This window comes from Olsenella sp. KH1P3 (genome assembly GCF_900167315.1).
Lineage (GTDB): Bacteria > Actinomycetota > Coriobacteriia > Coriobacteriales > Atopobiaceae > Olsenella_J > Olsenella_J umbonata_A.
Window position 1 is genome coordinate 272,547 of sequence record NZ_FUWQ01000001.1, and the last position, 17,482, is coordinate 290,028.

At 66.3% G+C, this 17,482-nt stretch carries 9 protein-coding genes; 8 read left to right on the top strand and 1 reads right to left on the bottom strand.

Annotated features, from left to right (window positions below; translation table 11 throughout):
* Positions 1 to 177 precede the first annotated feature (177 nt).
* Positions 178 to 2,310 (bottom strand): transglycosylase domain-containing protein, encoded by a 2,133-nt coding sequence (locus B5D13_RS01225; protein WP_078686471.1) that lies wholly within the window; start codon positions 2,308 to 2,310, stop codon positions 178 to 180.
* 407 nt (positions 2,311 to 2,717) lie between these two features.
* Between B5D13_RS01225 and B5D13_RS01230 the strand changes: the two genes are divergently transcribed.
* The 8 genes from B5D13_RS01230 (at position 2,718) to B5D13_RS01265 (ending at position 17,364) form a co-directional block, all read left to right on the top strand.
* Positions 2,718 to 4,493, top strand: a complete 1,776-nt coding sequence (locus B5D13_RS01230) for a DUF4012 domain-containing protein (protein WP_143786722.1) — start codon at positions 2,718 to 2,720, stop codon at positions 4,491 to 4,493.
* Positions 4,494 to 4,629: 136 nt separating this feature from the next.
* The gene (locus B5D13_RS01235; protein WP_078686473.1) at positions 4,630 to 7,083 is read left to right on the top strand and encodes a glycosyltransferase family 2 protein; all 2,454 of its coding nucleotides are present in this window, start codon (positions 4,630 to 4,632) and stop codon (positions 7,081 to 7,083) included.
* Positions 7,084 to 7,140: 57 nt separating this feature from the next.
* The gene (locus B5D13_RS01240; protein ID WP_143327720.1) at positions 7,141 to 9,090 is read left to right on the top strand and encodes a glycosyltransferase; all 1,950 of its coding nucleotides are present in this window, start codon (positions 7,141 to 7,143) and stop codon (positions 9,088 to 9,090) included.
* A gap of 9 nt (positions 9,091 to 9,099) precedes the next feature.
* The gene (locus B5D13_RS01245; protein ID WP_078686475.1) at positions 9,100 to 11,430 is read left to right on the top strand and encodes a glycosyltransferase; all 2,331 of its coding nucleotides are present in this window, start codon (positions 9,100 to 9,102) and stop codon (positions 11,428 to 11,430) included.
* A gap of 140 nt (positions 11,431 to 11,570) precedes the next feature.
* Entirely contained in the window at positions 11,571 to 12,473 is a 903-nt protein-coding gene (gene rfbA, locus B5D13_RS01250) for a glucose-1-phosphate thymidylyltransferase RfbA (RefSeq protein WP_078686476.1), read from the top strand.
* Positions 12,474 to 12,480: 7 nt separating this feature from the next.
* Positions 12,481 to 13,932 carry a sugar nucleotide-binding protein gene (locus tag B5D13_RS01255; RefSeq protein WP_078686477.1) on the top strand — a complete coding sequence of 484 codons (1,452 nt, stop codon included), beginning with the start codon at positions 12,481 to 12,483 and terminating at the stop codon, positions 13,930 to 13,932.
* Positions 13,933 to 13,941: 9 nt separating this feature from the next.
* A complete protein-coding gene (gene rfbB, locus B5D13_RS01260) occupies positions 13,942 to 14,955 on the top strand; it encodes a dTDP-glucose 4,6-dehydratase (protein WP_078686478.1) in 1,014 nt (337 codons plus the stop codon).
* A gap of 6 nt (positions 14,956 to 14,961) precedes the next feature.
* Positions 14,962 to 17,364, top strand: coding sequence for a glycosyltransferase family 2 protein (locus B5D13_RS01265; RefSeq protein WP_078686479.1), 2,403 nt, complete (start codon positions 14,962 to 14,964; stop codon positions 17,362 to 17,364).
* Positions 17,365 to 17,482: the final 118 nt, after the last annotated feature.

Sequence of the window (17,482 nt, forward strand, 5' to 3'; positions counted from 1 at the left end):
GCGCCTTTTTTCGTTGCCTTTGCCACGCAGGGAAGAAGCCCTTCAGTCCTTCTTGCCGCGGTGCGTCTCCTCGCCCATCAGTCGGCACATTCCCCCTCGCCCTGTATGGCGGGCATGAAAACGCTCCCCCGTCCGAAGGGACAGAGGAGCGTTGGTCTTGCTATGCAAGGTGTGCGTCTACTCGCCTGCGGCAGGAGCCTCTCCGCCGCCTCCGCCGGTCTCACCGCCACCCGTGGCAACCTCGTCTCCGTCGTTCGTTGTCGGAGCCGTGTTCGTGTTAGCTGTGTTCGTGTTGGTTTCGGTCGGCGCAGTCTGCGTCTCTGCCGTCTCCTCGGTCTTGGTCTCCGTCTTGGTCGAGGACGAGTCTGTGGCAGACGAGTTGGTGTTCGAGAAGGTCCATGAGCTGTTGGGCTTGTAGCTGATCTTGCCCGTCGCCTTTGGCCAGGACCCGGTATCGACGCCGGCCAGCGCGCTGTTTACGAAGCTCACGAATATGGGGACGGTCGTGTTGTACGGGTGGGCGTAGCTTCCGTAGGCCTTGACGGTGCCCTCCTCGCGGTAGCCGCACCAGACGGCGACGGACAGCTGAGGCGTGATGCCGCAGAACCAGAGGTCTCGGTAGTTCTCGGACGTACCCGTCTTGCCGGCAACGGGCTGCTTCACCTTGAGCGTCGACGCAATGACGCTTGCGGTGCCGTTGCCGCGGCAGACGCCCTCCATCACGTTGATGGCGGCTGCGGCCACCTCTGTCGAGAATACCGTCGTCGGGTTGTCCTGGTGCTCGTACACGACGTTCCCGTTGCGGTCCTCGATCTTGGTGATCGCGATGGCGTCACGGTGCGTGCCTCCCGAGGCCACCGTCGCATAGGCCTCCGCCATCTGGACGACCGGGATGCCAACGGTGCCCAGCGTGATGGAGTCGTAGGCCGGCAGGTCGACGTCTACGCCCATTGCCTTGGTCATGCTGACGACCTTGTCGGCACCAAGGGCACCAATGACCTGGGCGAATCCGGTGTTCGAGGAGTACGCGAACGCCTGGGAGAGCGAGATGTAGCCATAGCTCGCGTTAGCGAAGTTCTGCACCTTCCACGTGGGCGATATTCGCATGGGCGAGTTGCAGTTTATGGTGATGTTGGGGTTCATGCCCTCGCTGAGGGCGGTCACCAACGTGAAGGTCTTGAAGCTCGATCCAGGCTGCCTCTCGGCCTGCGTTGCCAGGTTGTACTGGTTCTGGTTGTAGTCGCGGCCGCCGACCATGGCCTTGATGTAGCCGGTGCTGGGATCGACTGCGACGAGCGCGGCCTCGAGTCGGTCGTTGCCGATCCTGTCGAGGTTCGAGCTGACGGAGTCCTGCGCCGCGTTCTGCATGTTGGGGTCGAGGGTCGTGTAGACCTTGAGACCGCCCTGCATGACTGTGTCGGAGTCGAAGTCCTCCAGGAGGAGCTGCTTGACGTAGTCCGAGAAGTATGGATAGGAGCCGACCGGGTCGGAGAAGCTGCCCGGGTTGGTCACGAGCGGCTCGGCGACGGCGGCGTCGTGCTCCTCCTGCGTGATGTCGCCCGCGGAGAGCATGCGGTCTAGAACGGTGTTCCTGCGCTTCGTCGCGGCCTCGGGGTTCTTGAGGGGGTCGTAGACGGAGGGGGACTGGGGCAGGCCCGCAAGGGTGGCGGCTTCGGCCAGAGTGAGGTCCGATGCGTTCTTGTTGAAGTAGGTGACGGAGGCCGCCTGGATGCCGTAGGCGCTGTGGCCGAAGTAGATGGTGTTGAGGTACATGTTCAGAATCTGGTCCTTGGTGTACATCTTCTCCATCTGGATGGCGATGTAGGCCTCGCGCACCTTGCGCTTGAGGGTGCGGTCATACTGCTCGTCCGAAAGGACGGTGTTTCTCACCAGCTGCTGTGTGATGGTAGAGGCGCCCTCCGAGCCGCCGCCCAGCGAGACGAAGGCCGCACGCAGGATGCCCTGCGGGTCGACGCCGTTGTGCTGGTAGAAGCGGACGTCCTCGGTGTCGACGATGGCGACCTTCACGTAGTCGGAGATTTGGTCCATGTCGACCGACCTGCGGTTCTGCAGGTAGTACTCGGCAATAACCGACCCGTCCGATGCGTATACCGTCGTCGGCTCAGCCACGAGGTACGCATCTGCCGAGGTGTAGTCGGGCAGGTCCTGCAGCCACCCGTTGATCATGACTCCCAGAGACGCGCAAAGTGCCGCTACAAGCAGGGCGACGAAGCCGAAGGCCCCAGCAACGCCGAACCCAAAGGCGTGGGTGCGGGAATGCAGGTGCGCCCTGCGCTTGCGGATGCTCATATAAATCCTCCTCGAATAGCCACATACGTTCCCAATTATAGAGAAGTGCGCGCGACGCAACCCTATGGCGAGCACTCACCATCGCGTCTTCTTAGCTTGCGCGTACCTGAAGCTAGTGAAAGTTATCGGTCGGCTAGTGAAAGTTATCAGTCGAACAGACGAGTGGCGTCGAGGTGAGGTGGGGCTGTGCGAGACTTAAAAGGATGCGCGCCGCTTCGGATGGGGTGCGCTTCGCCGATTCCTTGGGGGAATCACGCACGTTGGGCCGGAAGATTGGTTTTGATATGGGTAAGCACTTCTCTCAGAGCGATGGCAACAAGAACGTTCGTGGCCGGGGGACCTATGTCAGGAAGTCTTCGGGCAAGGCCAGGCCGGTCGGTTTCAACTCCTACGCGGACGGAGGCAGCATGAGATCGAACGGATGGCAGCCCATCGAGCCGGAGCGCGAGAACCGCCACGTGGTCGCTAAGGTGATCGCCGTGATCCTGCTGCTTCTGGTGGCCATTGGTGGCGTCACGGGCTTCCGCCTGTATCGCTCTGTCAAGAGCGTCAAGGCTGACGCGCAGGTGGTCATGGACTCGGTCGACCAGCTCAAGGAGTCCGTCAAGAGCGGTGACGCGGAGACCACCCGTTCCGTCGCCTCCAACATGAACATCTCGGTCCACAACATCCAGAACGAGCTCGACGACCCCGCCTGGACCATTGCCTCCTTCGTCCCCGTGCTGGGCGACGACGTGAGGAGCGTCCGCAAGCTCGGCGACGTGCTCGTCGACCTGTCCGACAACGCCATCGCGCCACTGGCCATCAACGCCGACGAGGTCAACCTGAAGAACCTCGTGAAGAACGGCTCCATCAACGTCGAGGCGCTCGAGTCGCTCTCGGACGTGTTCGCGACCGCGGCCCCGGTCGTCACACGCGACGCCGAAGCCGTCCAGTCGCTCCCCGACGCCCATCTGCCGCAGGTCGCCGGCGTGCTCGACAAGGCGAAGGAGAAGATGGGCAAGGCTGCCTCCGCGATCGACAAGGCCAACAGCCTGCTCCCGATTCTTCCCGACATGCTCGGCAAGGACGGGCAGACCCGCAACTACCTGCTGATTGCCCAGAACAACGTCGAGATCCGCTCGACGGGTGGCTTCTATGGCTCCTGGTGCCTGGTCACCGTGACCGATGGCCACATCTCCCTGACCGACTCCAAGACCCTCCAGAACATCGAACCTCCCGCCGGCGCCAACCCCTCTGTCTCCGGAGGCGAGCTTGCGGCATTCGGCCCCAGCATCGCGACCAATCCCGGGTCCACCGGCTTCATGTACGACTTCAGCCGCGCCGGCAACGTGGCCGCCCAGTTCTGGCAGGCCCTCGTGGGTGGGCACATCGACGGCACCATTGCGGTAGACCCCGTCTTCCTGCAGAGGCTCCTCGCCCTTACGGGCGGCGTGACCACCTCTAACGGCGTCACCGTCGACGGCAGCAATGCCGCCGCGGTCCTCATGCACGACTCCTACTGGACCATGCCCTCCGACCAGACCGACCTGTTCTTCGCCGAGGTCGCCGCGCTCTCGTTCAACAAGCTGACCAGCGACCTGGGTGGCGTGAACGTGAAGGACCTCTACGAGACCCTCAACTCGTCCATGGACGACGGCAGGCTGCAGGTCTGGATGGCCAACGAGAACGAGGAGGCCGCCATGAAGGCCATCGGCGCGTCCGGCCAGTTCACCGAGGACAAGACCCCGACGGTCGGCTTCTACATGAACAACGTCTCGTTCTCCAAGATCGAGTGGTACCTCAAGTCCGGGAGCGAGGTCTCGGCTCCCACGGTCAACGCCGACGGCTCGAGGACGTTCAAGGTGACCACGTCGCTCACCAACATGCTCGACTCCGCGACGGCGGCCGGCGCTCCCGACTACGTCTTGGGCGGCAACCAGAGCTACGACAAGACCAACATCACCGAGTGGCTCTACATCGTGGCCCCCTCGGGAGGCACCGTCTCGAACGTCGCGATAAGCGACGGCAGTGCGGTGAACGACCTGGACGAGACGCTAGGCATCAGCTCTTACAGCGCCCTCGTGTCCTTCGGCATGGGGCAGACCCTCACGGTCACCTACGACGTGACGATTCCCGCCGGCGCGGGCGATACGCTCAACGTTCACATGACGCCCACGGCCCAGGAATCTGCAGGTTGGTAATGCCTTGAGGCTGAACAACGCGCACTAGAGAAGCTCTCGCGGCCTGCCACGCCTTGTGGCGGGCCGTCGTGCTTCATAATGGAGAAGAAAGAATCGTGCGAAAGCCCGTCAGGGCGGGGGAACAAGAGGTAGATAGATGAGCGTCAGCTTCAGGGAGACGACCCGAGGCTCGGGCAAGATCTTCGTTCGCGTCGAGGGCCTTGGGCCAAGCGACGGCCTGAACGTCGCGTCCTCCACGAGCGACGGCACCGCCCTTCCCGCCACCTGGCACAGGGACCCTCAGTCCGGTTACGTCGTCGCGGTGGTCCCCGTGCTCGCCGTCGACCAGACCCTGACCGTCGTCGCGCTTGATGCGGCCGGCAATGTCGAGGGTACGGCCACCAAGACGATTCGCCCCCGCATGGCGCGCCTCGCCTCCCAGGTCAACACCGCGACCCGCAACGGCGCCGCGGCCTCCATCAGAAACAGCGACGCCCGCGCCGCCTCGACGGCGGACGTCAGGATCTACGACCTCATTCCCTTCGACGCTGACGTCGAAGTCATCCACTGCGAGGTCTGCCTGAGGGGTGATGGCCTCGGGCGAGAAGTGCTTGGCAACGTCAGGCTGCTGGACTCCACGGGCTCCGACGCCCTCCTGGCACCGCTCGTGTGCCTCGGCGACAAGGTCGTCGACTCGGACGAGGTGCCGGGCCTGAGAGAGCGCCGCGTCGCGTTCTCGGCGCGCGTGCGCTCCAACATCGACGAGCTGGTGCTCTGCCTCTCGGCGGAGGAGGGGGCTGCCGATCCCCTCGGCGCCAGGGGAGCGACCGAGGCGTTCTGCGTCGCGCTGGGGCACGACCTCGCGGCGCTGCGCGGCTCGTTCTACGCGCGCACGCTCTCGGCTGACCGCGACCCCGAGTGGGAGGGGTGGTTCCTGAGGAACGTGCGCGCGAGCGAGGCCGAGCTCCAGGCGCAGCGCCGCGTCTCGTTCGAGGGCGGTCCGCTCTTCTCGCTCATCGTCCCCCTCTACAAGACGCCCCTCGAGTACTTCGACCAGATGCTCGAGTCGGTGCTGGCGCAGACCTACGGCCGCCTCGAGCTCGTTCTGGTTAACGCGTCTCCCGAGGACGAGCGCCTGGCGCAGGCCGTGAGCGCAGCGTGCGAGCGCGACGCGAGGGTCCGCGTGCTGAACCTGGACGAGAACCGCGGCATCACCCTGAACACCAACGAGGGCATCCGTGCCGCCAGCGGTGACTTCCTGTGCTTCCTCGACCACGACGACGTGATCGAGCCCGACCTGCTGTACCACTACGCTCGCGGCATCGAGCGCTACCCTCGGACGGACCTCCTGTACTGCGACGAGGACAAGCTGATCGACGGCCACTTCTGCCAGGCGTTCCTCAAGCCCGACTGGTCTCCCGACCTGCTGTGCTCCTGCAACTACGTCTGCCACCTGCTGACGGTGCGCAAGTCCGTGGTCGACGGGCTGGAGCTTCCCGACGGCAGCTACGACGGCGCGCAGGACCAGAACATGACCCTGCGCGTGGGCGAGCTTGCGCGCAACGTCTTCCATGCGCGCAAGGTGCTCTATCACTGGCGCGTGCACCCGCAGTCCACGGCCGCGGACCCTGGCTCGAAGAGCTACACCTCGCTGGCGGGGGTCAAGTCGGTGCAGGAGCACCTGGACCGCTGCGGCATCGACGCCGTCGCCCGCATAGACGAGCGCACGCCCAACGTCTACCACGTCGACTACCAGTTTGCCGAGCATCCCCTGGTCTCCATCGTCATCCCCAACAAGGACCAGATCGACGTGCTCGACCGCTGCCTGGCTTCCATCGCGCAGCAGACCACCTATCCCAACTACGAGGTCATCGTCGTCGAGAACAACAGCACCGAGGACGAGACCTTCTTGTACTACGAGCAGGCCGAGCGCCGCTGGGAAAGGGTCCGCGTGGTGCGCGAGAAGACCGAGGCGGGCCGCTTCAACTTCGCCAGGACCGTCAACTTTGGCTTCTCGCACGCCAAGGGTGACTACTTCCTCATGCTCAACAACGACACCGAGGTCATCACCCCGGGCTGGCTCGAGCAGCTGGTGGGCCCCTGCCGCCGCGAGGACATCGGCGCCGTCGGCTGCAAGCTCCTCTATCCCGATGGGCTCATCCAGCACGCCGGCGTGTTCTTCCACTTCGCCGCGCCCGGTCACTTTGGCAAGATGCTGCCGTCCCACACGCAGGACTACTTCAACTTCTGCAACCTGGCGCAGGACCTGACCGCGGTCACGGGTGCCTGCCTGATGACCTCGCGCGAGACCTACGAGGCCGTGGGCGGGATGGATGAGACCTTCGCGGTCGAGTACAACGACATTGACCTCTGTCTGCGCATCCAGGGTCTTGGCAAGCGCGTGCTCTACAACCCTGACGTCGAGATCTACCACTACGAGTCTATCTCGCGCGGGCAGCACCGCCACGGTCCCGCGGCCCTGCGCTCGTGCCGCGAGAACGGCCGCATGATGCAGATGTACCCGCGCTACTTCGTCGAGGGCGACCCGTACCTCAACCCGGGCCTCGTGCGCATGTCAGAGCATCGCGCCCTCAAGAAGTACCTCGACTAGCCTTTGACGATCGACCGCTTGCCCAGATGGGGACGGCGAAAGATGGGATGTGGCCCCGTGCCTTCCGACGTTAGCTTTTCTGATTACCGGGTCATCGCGACCGTGTTCAACACCGACATCCTCCAGCTGCGCGCCTCGTTCGTGCCGGACGGGACCGAGGGGGAGACTCCCTGCGAGGGGCCCCTCTCCGTCAGCTGGAACGGGGGAGAAGGGCCTGCGCCCTCGGTCGTGATCGGCGACGGCACCGATTCCAAGGGGACGCTCCCGCGCATGCGCCACCTCTGGCTCTCGGCCGAGCTTCCGCGCGAGGCCCGTGAGCTCGAGCTGTCGTTCGCGCTCGGCGAGCACCGCGGCTCGGCCGGGCTGGCCCAGGGGCAGCTCGACGCCCTGCGTGACGAGTTCGCGCGCGAGCGCCTTCCCATCGAGGCGAACGACGGCTACGATGCCTGGTTCCGCACGCACCGTACGCCCCAGGCGACCCTGGACGAGCAGCGTCGAGTGCAGGCCGGCTGGCCGGAGCGCCCGCTCTTCTCGGTCATCGTCCCGCTCTACCACACTCCGGTCGACTTCTTCGTCGACATGGCCGACTCCGTGCTGGGGCAGACCTACGACAGGCTGGAGCTCGTCCTGGTCAACTCGACGCCCGGCGATGCCGAGCTCGCGCGGAAGGTGGCGGAGTACCAGGAGCGCGACGGGCGCGTCCGCGTGGTCGAGCTCGAGCGCAACTTGGGCATCACGCTGAACACCGCCGCGGGTACCGACGTCGCCCGGGGCGACTTCGTCTGCTTCTTCGACCACGACGACATCCTCGAGCCCGACGTGCTCTTCAGCTACGCGCGCGCCCTGCGGGACGACGACCAGATCGACCTCATGTACTGCGACGAGGACAAGCTCGAGGGCGGACGCTACGTGTTCCCCTCGTTCAAGCCGGACTTCAGCCAGCTTTTGCTCGAGACCAACAACTACGTGTGCCACATGCTTACCATCCGCCGCTCGCTGCTCGAGAGCCTCCCCGAGGGCTCGAGCAAGTACGACGGCGCACAGGACCATCGCATGACGCTGGTGGCGAGCGAGCGTCTGCGCCACGTGCACCATGCCCGCGGCATCCTCTACCACTGGCGTGTCAACGCCACGTCCACGGCGGGAAACAGCCAGGCCAAGCCCGAGTCCCTCGAGGCCGGTCGCGTCGCCATCGAGGAGCACCTGCATGCGATCGGCGTGCCCGCCCACGTCGAGAACGTCCCCACGATGGCCCACTGCTACGTGACGATCCTCGACGAGGACGCGCCGCGCCCCAAGGTGAGCCTGGTGTTCATGGGCGATTCCGACGAGCTTGCCCGGGGAGAAGAGCTTCCGTGGCCTGGCCTTGAGGTCGTCTGCACCGGTAGGCTCGGCGGCCTTGTCGAGCGTCTGGAGGCGGCTGACGCCGCGTGCCACGCGACGGACGCGGACTACGTGCTGCTCATGGACGGCAGCGCCCTGCCGGGCGAGGCCAATCTGGTGAGCAAGCTCTTCGTGCTCGCGATGAGGGAGGGCGTCGGCGTCGCGGGCGCAAAGGCGCGCCTCGCCGACGGCACCAAGTGGGGCGGCGCGCTCATCCCGACGACGTCCGGACCCCGCCTGGTCGACCGCTACTTCCCGGAGGGCGACCACCAGGCCAGGGGCTACGAGGTCTTCCCGCACGAGGTCTCGGCGCTCACGGGTCAGTGCCTCATGCTGTCCGCCAGCACCCTGCGAGAGCTGGGTGGCATCGATGCCCGGGCAGGCGCCTGGTGGAGCGCGGACCTGTGCGCTCGCGCAAGGGAGGCAGGCCTCTCGTGCGTCGAGGCGCCCATGGCCGCGGTGAGGGTGACGCCGCGCGGCTATGCGCGCGAGCGTCTCTGCATGTGCCCCGACGCGGCCGAGGACGCGTGGCTCATGGAGCGCCACCCGTGGCTGTATGACGGTGACAGCCCGTATTACCAACACGTTTATGATGACCGTGGCTACTATGGCCTGGGTCGTTAGGAGTTTTAGGTGAAAGAAGAAGCCAGCATCTCGTTCGGCAGGGTCACGCGCGGCCGCGGCCAGGTCTTCGTTTCCGTGAGCGTGACCGCGCCCGATGGCGCCCTCGCGTCCGCGCGCAACGGCGACCGCGAGGGCAGGGCCCTGCCGTGCTGCCTGCGCGCGTTGGGACCCGACGAGGCTGTGGCTTACCTGCCGGTGCTCGAGTGCGTCCAGACCCTCACGGTCGAGGTCCGAGACGAGCGCGGCGAGCTTCTGGCATCGGCCTCCAAGCGACTGAGCCCCCTGGGCGCCAGGCTCTCCTCCTCGCTCAACACCCTCCGCAAGGATGAGCGTGCCGAGGCGATCAGGAACGTCGACCAGAAGCTGGGGCCGGCCTCGCTCTGCCTCCAACTTGCGGCCGTCGTCGAGGACGGCGACCACGATGTGCTGGTGGGCGAGCTGGGCTATGACTGCTTCGACGAGGCCACGGCGATCTCGCCCGTGTCCGTCGAGGCCTTCGACCTCTCGGGCGCCAACGTCACGCGTGTGGCCTGCGCGCTCTCGGACGAGTGCGATGTCGAGGGGGAGGGCGGCCTCATGCGGCGTAGGCAGCGCTTCTCGCTGGCACTGACGCAAGGGGTCGAGACCGTCGCCGTCTTCGCGCGCTTGAAGGAGGGCGACCGAAGGTCAGACTTCATCGTCGTCGAGCCGTACGAGCTTGGGCAGCTGAGGGAGCGTACTCGTCTGGCCCAGTCCTCCGTCGCCGAGGTCGAGCCCGCGGAGGGCCCCGATGCGCTTACGCGCGAGGCCGAGCTCGAGGCGCAGCGCCGCTCGCTCGGGGAGTTTGCGCAGCGCCCCACGTTCTCGATCATCGTGCCACTCTACAAGACGCCGCGCGACTTTCTTGACCAGATGGTCGACTCGGTGCTGGCCCAGACGTATCCCGACCTTGAGCTCCTCTTGGTCAACGCGAGTCCCGAAGACGACGGCCTTTGCGCGCGCGTTGAGGAGATCGTTTGCTCCGACGAGCGCGTGCGCAGCGTCGAGCTCGAGGACAACCAGGGCATTACGCTCAACACCAACGCGGGAATCCGTGCCGCCACCGGCGACTTCCTGTGCTTCCTCGATCACGACGACACCATCGAGCCCGATGCGCTCTGGTGCTACGCGCGCGAGGTCAGCCTCCACCCCGAGACCGACCTTCTGTACTGTGACGAGGACCACCTTCTGGACGGGCGCTTGATTGGCCCCTTCCACAAGAGCGACTGGGACCCCATCTTGCTGTGCGCGCAGAACTATGTCTGCCACATGCTCTGCGTCCGCCGCTCCGTGGTGGAGGGGCTCGAAGGGCTTCCGGGCCGCGAGTTCGACGGCTCGCAGGATCACAACATGACCCTCCTCGTGGGCGAGCGCGCGCGTCGCGTCGCGCACGTCCCGCGCGTGCTCTACCACTGGCGCATGCACGAGAACTCGACCGCCGGCAAGGGCGTGGGCCAGAAGTCCTATGCGCTCGAGGCCGAGCGGCTCGCGGTCCAGAGCCACCTTGACCGTTGTGGCATCAAGGCGCGCGCCGACGTGGGCGGCCGCTTCGAGGGTCGCTGCGACCTGCGCTTTGAGCTGCCAGCGGACCTGTCCCTGCTGGTCGTGGTCCAGCGCGATAAGCAGTCGTCCGACGCCGACGCGCTGGTTGGTCAGGTCAGGAGGCAGTTGGAGCTGGCGGCCGTGAACGTCGATGCCGAGGTCGTCGTGCTGGACGCCGGCGCCGACCTTGTGCGCGAGGTCGCCCGGGGTCACGCCGCGGCCTCGCACGTGCTCGTGCTGGGCCCGCGCGTCACCGCGCCTCCCGAGGGCGAGTGGCTTCCGGACATGATCGGCCCCCTTGCCTCTGGCATGGCGGGCTGCGTGGGCGCGCGCTCGGTCTTCGAGAGCGGCCTTCTGGCGTGTGCTGGCGTGCTCGTCGACGGGCACCGCAGGCCCAAGCGCGTCTACCCCGAGTACCCCGCCTCGAAGATGGGCTACTACGAGTACAACAGGCTTCCGCATGCGGCGAGCGCCGTCGGCTCGGACTGCTTCGCCGTCGCGGCGGACGACCTCGCGAGCCACTATGACGCGACGCTCGGCGACTACGCCGTGGTGGGGCTCTGCCTCTCGCTCGCCGAGGAGGGACGCCTCTCCATGCAGCAGAACTACGTGAGCGTCCGGGTTACGGCTGGGCTGAGGACGGCCGGCGCGTCTGCGGAGGAATCTGGCGAGCTCGCATGCCGTCGCGAGCTCCTGAGGCGCTTCGGCTTCCGCTTCGTCGGCTCGGACCCGTACTACACGCCTGACGTGGGGGAGGACAACCTCTACTTTGGCGCCTAGGCACTTCTCGGCTGCCGTTCCCGCCACCTGTATGGATGCCCCGCTCGAGCGATAAGCGGCATTTTTGTGCACGCAGATGCGACTGGTAAACTATATTCGCTATGTCTATTTGCCAGAATAGGTTTCTCAAGGAGGCCAGTTTGAAAGGCATCATTCTCGCGGGCGGGTCGGGCACGCGCCTGTACCCGCTCACCACGGTCACGAGCAAGCAGCTCCTGCCCGTGTACGACAAGCCGATGGTCTACTACCCGCTCTCCACGCTCATGCTCGCGGGCATCCGCGACATCCTCATCATCTCGACGCCCAAGGACCTGCCCAACTTCCAGCGCCTGCTGGGCGACGGCTCGGACTTCGGCGTGAGCCTCTCCTACGCGGAGCAGCCCGAGCCCAACGGCCTCGCGCAGGCCTTCGTGATCGGCGCCGACTTCGTGGCCGGCGAGCCCTGCGCGCTCGTCCTGGGCGACAACATCTTCTACGGCAACGGCCTGTCGCGCCACCTGAGGGAGGCCGCCGCGGCCGCCGCCTCCGGGCGCGCCACGGTCTTCGGCTACCGCGTCGACGACCCCGAGCGCTTCGGCGTGGTCGAGTTCGACGACGACTACAACGCCGTCTCCATCGAGGAGAAGCCCGCCGAGCCCAAGAGCAACTACGCGGTCACGGGCCTGTACTTCTACGACGCCCGCGTGACCGAGATGGCCGCCCGCGTCACCCCGTCGGCGCGCGGCGAGTACGAGATCACCGACCTCAACCGCATGTACCTGGAGGACGGCTCGCTCGACGTCATCACGCTGGGCCGCGGCTACGCGTGGCTGGACACCGGCACCATGGAGTCGCTCTTCGAGGCGTCCCAGTTCGTGCGCACGGTCCAGAAGGCGCAGGACCTGCCCGTGTCCGTCCCGGAGGAGATCGCCTTCGAGAACGGCTGGGTCTCGCGCGAGCGCCTGCTCGAGTGCGCGGACCGCTACGGCAAGAGCGACTACGGAAAGCACCTGAGGGTCGTCGCCGAGGGCGGCATCGTCCCCAGCTGCAGGAACAAGGATTAGGGAGCACATGGACTTCGAGAAGGAACTTTCAGTCGTAGAGACCGGCATCGAAGGGCTCAAGGTCCTCGACCTTTCGGTTCACGGCGACAGCCGCGGCTGGTTCAAGGAGAACTATCAGCGCGCCAAGATGGTCGCGCTGGGCATTCCCGACCTGCACGTGGTGCAGAACAACGTGAGCTTCAACGCGAACAAGGGCGTCACGCGCGGCATCCACGCCGAGCCCTGGGACAAGTTCATCTCCATCGCTGCAGGCTCCGTCTTCGGCGCCTGGGTTGACCTGAGGGAGGGGAGCGAGACCTTCGGCAAGGTCTTCACCTGCACCCTCGACCCCTCCAAGGCAATCTTCGTCCCGCGCGGCGTGGGCAACAGCTTCCAGGCGCTCGAGGACGGCACGGCCTACACTTACCTGGTGAACGCCCACTGGTCCGCCGAGCTCAAGAAGACCTACACCTTCGTGAACCTGGCCGACCCCCAACTCGCCATCGAGTGGCCCATCCCGCTGGACCAGGCGACGCTCTCCGAGGCCGACCTCGGGCACCCCATGCTCTCCGACGTCGTGCCCATGAGGCCCAAGCGCACCCTGGTCACCGGTTGCAACGGCCAGCTCGGCCGCGCCGTCAGGGCGCTGGCGGAGAAGCGCGGGGTTGTCTCGTACTTCGACTTCTGCGACATCGACACCTTCGACATGTCCCGCTCCGAGCAGTATTGCCAGTATGACTGGGATCTCTACGGCACCGTGATCAACTGCGGCGGCTACACCGCGGTCGACCGTGCCGAGACCCCCGAGGGCCGCTCCATCTGCTGGGCAGCCAACGCGACGGGCCCCGCACTTCTTGCCCGCACCTGCGCCGAGCACGGCATCACCCTTGTGCACATCTCGAGCGACTACGTCTTCGACGGCACGCGGGAGCTCCACGACGAGTCCGAGCCCCTGGCCCCGCTCTCCGTCTACGGCGCCGCCAAGGCTGCCGGCGACGTGGCCGTGGCGGGCTGCCCCGCGCACTACATCTGCAGGACCAGCTGGGTCGTGGGCGACGGCCACAACTTCGCCCGCACCATGGCCGGCCTCTCCGATCGCGTTGCGGACGAGGGCGACGGCCTCTCGCAGGTGACGGTCGTCGACGACCAGCTGGGCAGGCTCACCTTCACCTCCGAGCTTGCGCGCGGCATCTTCCACCTGCTGGACTCCCGCGCGGCCTTCGGCACCTACGATATGACCTGCTCCGGCGAGACCGTCAGCTGGGCACAGATTGCCCGCGAGGTGTTCGAGGCGCGCAACGGCAACGGCGACGCGGTCAAGCCCGTGAGCACCGAGGACTACTTTGCCTCGGCAGAGGGCCCCATTGCTCCCAGGCCGCACTTCTCGACGCTTGACCTCGCGAAGATCGAGACCACGGGCTTCGAGCCGCGCGACTGGCGCGACTGCCTTTCCGAGTACATGAGCACCAAGATCGACTAGGAGGCCGGCATGGCTGAGGAGTACAAGAACATCATCGTCACGGGTGGCTGCGGCTTCATCGGCAGCAACTTCGTGCACTACGTCGTCAAGAACCATCCCGAGACCCACGTCACGGTGCTCGACAAGCTGACCTATGCGGGCAACCCCGCCAACATCGAGGGCCTTCCCAAGGACCGCGTCGAGCTGGTCGTGGGCGACATCTGCGACTCCGAGCTGCTCGATCGCATCGTGCCCGGCCACGACGCGATCGTCCACTACGCCGCCGAGAGCCACAACGACAACTCCATCGCGAACCCCGACCCGTTCGTGCAGACCAACATCGTCGGCACCTACCGCCTGCTCGAGGCCGTGAGGAAGTACGACGTGCGCTACCACCACGTCTCGACCGACGAGGTCTACGGCGACCTCGCGCTGGACGAGCCGCGCCGCTTCCGCCCCGACGACCCGTACAAGCCCAGTAGCCCCTACAGCTCCTCCAAGGCGAGCTCCGACCTGCTGGTCCGCGCGTGGACGCGCACCTACGGCCTGCGCACCACGATCTCGAACTGTTCCAACAACTACGGCCCCTACCAGCACGTCGAGAAGTTCATCCCTCGACAGATCACCAACATCATCGACGGCGTCCGCCCCAAGCTCTACGGCGACGGCAAGAACGTGCGCGACTGGATCCACACCGAGGACCACTCCTCGGGCGTGTGGGACATCCTCACCAAGGGCCGCATGGGCGAGACCTACCTGATCGGTGCCGACGGCGAGCGCAGCAACATCGACGTGCTGCGCGCCATCCTCGAGCGCATGGGTAGGGACGCCGACGATTTCGACTGGGTGCGTGACCGCCCTGGCCACGACCGCCGCTACGCCATCGACAACACCAAGCTTGTCGAGGAGCTCGGTTGGAAGCCCCGGCACACGAACTTCAGCGAGGGCCTGGACCAGACCATCGCGTGGTACCGCGAGCACGAGGACTGGTGGCGTCCCGCCAAGGAGGCCACCGAGGCCAAGTACGCCAAGCAGGGACAGTAGCGCCGCATGGCGAGGCGGACGGACAACTTCAGGCTTGAGGGCGTGTGCCGTGGCGAGGGCTACGGCTACGCCCTTGTAAGGACCGCCGAGTCGCTTCCGAGGATCGTCGGCGTGGCTCGCACGCCCGAGGGCGTTGAGGTTCCGGTCAAGACGATGCCCCAGAGCTGCCCGCCGTCGCTTTCCCAGGGGAGCCTCAAGGCCTGGGTGCTCGCGTTCCCGCTGCTCGCCGTCGACCTCAGGGTGGAGGTGCGCCTGGGCTCGCTCGAGGGCGCTCCACTGGCGTCCTTCGTGTTCTCGCGCGTGACGAGCAAGTTCCAGTCACGCTTCCTGAGCACGTGCACGCCCGAGAGAACGCGCCTGATGCGCGGGAGCGAGGAGCGCTGCTCCAGCACGCCTTCGCCCATAACCATCCTGGGCGCGTGGCCGCTCCCGGACGGCAGCGTTGCCTGGCGCACGAGCGTGACCTTCGCCTTCCCCTGCGAGGGCGAGCAGCCCGAGCTGAGGGTCTTCGACTCCTCCATGAGGCCCGTCGACTTCAGGCTCTGCCTGCTCGAGGACCAGGTGGTCCCCTCGGGCGTCGACGACGGATCGCGCCGCATCGTGACGTTTTCGGCCGTCCTGCCCAAGGGGCTCGACACGTTCGTCATGGCGACGTCTTTGGGCGAGTTCGGCGAGAACCGCGACTTTACGTCCATCTGCCCCGCCCGCATCGGCAGGCACCTGCGCACCTTCGGCCAGGCGCCCGTGGGCGCCGCGAACGCCGACGAGTGGGAGCGCTGGCTCGTGCGCGAGCGCAAGGCGAACCTTTCGTGCCAGCCGCGCCCGAAGCATCCGGATGACCCGAGCTTCGCCCTCGTCGTGTCATATGCCAGGGGAGAAGAGCATGAGCTCTACGAGACCTTGGACTCCGTCCTCAGGCAGACCCACCAGGGCTGGCAGGCCGTCCTGGTCGGTCCCGTCGCGCCCGAGCCCGAAGTCGCCGCTCGCGTGGAAGAGGACGGCCGCATCAGGTCGCTTGTCGTTGCGGACGCGCCGCGCGGCGAGCTCGAGGTCGCCGCGCTCGAGCAGGTTGATGCGGACTACGTCGGCTTCGTGCGCTCCGGGGACCTCCTTGAGGCCGATGCGCTCGAGTGCTTCGACCAGGGCATCCGCCGGCACCGTCAGGCAGAGTTCCTCTACTGCGACGAGGACCGCCTGTCCGGGGGCAGGCTCTTCTCGCCCCGCCTCAAGACCTGCCCCAACCTCGAGAAGCTTCGCTCCCACAACTACATCGGGAGCCTCCAGATGGTCTCGGGAAAGCTCCTGCGTCGCATGGGCCCCGTGCCCGGCGAGTGCGCGGGCGCGAGCGGCTACTGGCGCGCCCTGCGTGCCTTCGAGCTCGAGGCCGCCGTCGTGCAGGTGCCGCGCGTGCTCTACCATGCGCGCGAGGACCGCTCCCTGGAGGACATGGTCGCGGCCCGCGTCGCGCTCGAGGGACATCTCGGGCGCTGCGGCGTGAGCGCCACGGTGCAAGACGGCCCCGTGCCCCAGAGCCTGCGTGTACGCTACGAGCTGCCGAGCCCGCTTCCCAAGGTGAGCGTCGTCATTCCCAGCAAGGATCACGTTGACCTTCTGAGGCCCTGCCTCGAGAGCATCCTCAAGAAGAGCAGCTATCCCGACTTCGAGGTCGTCGTGGTCGAGAACAACAGTACCTCGCGGGCAACCTTCGACTATTACGACGAGGTCAGCGCGGCCGATTCGCGCGTGCGGGTGGTGACGTGGAGGCCCGAGGTCGCCGGCACGTTCAACTACTCCGCCATCGTCAACGAGGGGGCCCGCAGCGCCACGGGCGACCTCCTGCTGTTTTTGAACAACGACACCCAGGTGATTGCGGACGACTGGATCGAGGAGCTCGTCGCGGCCCTCGCGCAGCGCCCCGAGGTTGCCGTCGTCGGTGCCAAGCTGGTCTTTCCCGACGGACTCATCCAGCACGCCGGCATGGCGTACAACCCCAACGGCATGTTCATGCACCTGGGCGAGACCACTCCGGCCAACCTCGTCGACCACGACCGCAACGTCTGCCTGCCGCATGACTCGACCATGGTCACGGGTGCCTGCCAGCTGGTGCGTCGCTCGGTCTTCGATGAGCTGGGCGGCTACGATGAGGCTCTGGCCGTCGCCTTCAACGACGGCGACTTCTGCCTGCGCGCACGCGACGCGGGATATGCCGTCACGTACACGCCCTACGCCGTGCTCTACCACAAGGAGTTCTCGTCGCGCGGACGCGAGTCCACCGACACGCGCCAGCAGGCCCGCTTCCTCAGGGAGTACGCCATCCTTGCTGCTCGCCATGCCGAGCGCTTCGTGGCGGGAGACCCCTCTATCAACCCGAACTTCAACCAGTGGGAGGCGCAGTTCCACCTGCGCTAGCGGGCACTTCTTGCCCGTGCGACGCCGCGCGCGTCGGAGAAGTGCGCAACCATAGTGCTTGATGCCACAAGGTCCCCGACAGCCAGGCTGCCGGGGACCTTGCTCGTTCGGTTTCGGG

Bases quoted from the DNA above. Each gene is read 5' to 3' on its own strand.
- rfbB (WP_078686478.1), top strand. From the start codon at position 13,942: ATGGCTGAGGAGTACAAGAACATCATCGTCACGGGTGGCTGCGGCTTC.
- B5D13_RS01235 (WP_078686473.1), top strand. From the start codon at position 4,630: ATGAGCGTCAGCTTCAGGGAGACGACCCGAGGCTCGGGCAAGATCTTC.
- B5D13_RS01265 (WP_078686479.1), top strand. From the start codon at position 14,962: ATGGCGAGGCGGACGGACAACTTCAGGCTTGAGGGCGTGTGCCGTGGC.
- B5D13_RS01255 (WP_078686477.1), top strand. From the start codon at position 12,481: ATGGACTTCGAGAAGGAACTTTCAGTCGTAGAGACCGGCATCGAAGGG.
- B5D13_RS01230 (WP_143786722.1), top strand. From the start codon at position 2,718: ATGAGATCGAACGGATGGCAGCCCATCGAGCCGGAGCGCGAGAACCGC.
- B5D13_RS01225 (WP_078686471.1), bottom strand. From the start codon at position 2,310: ATGAGCATCCGCAAGCGCAGGGCGCACCTGCATTCCCGCACCCACGCC.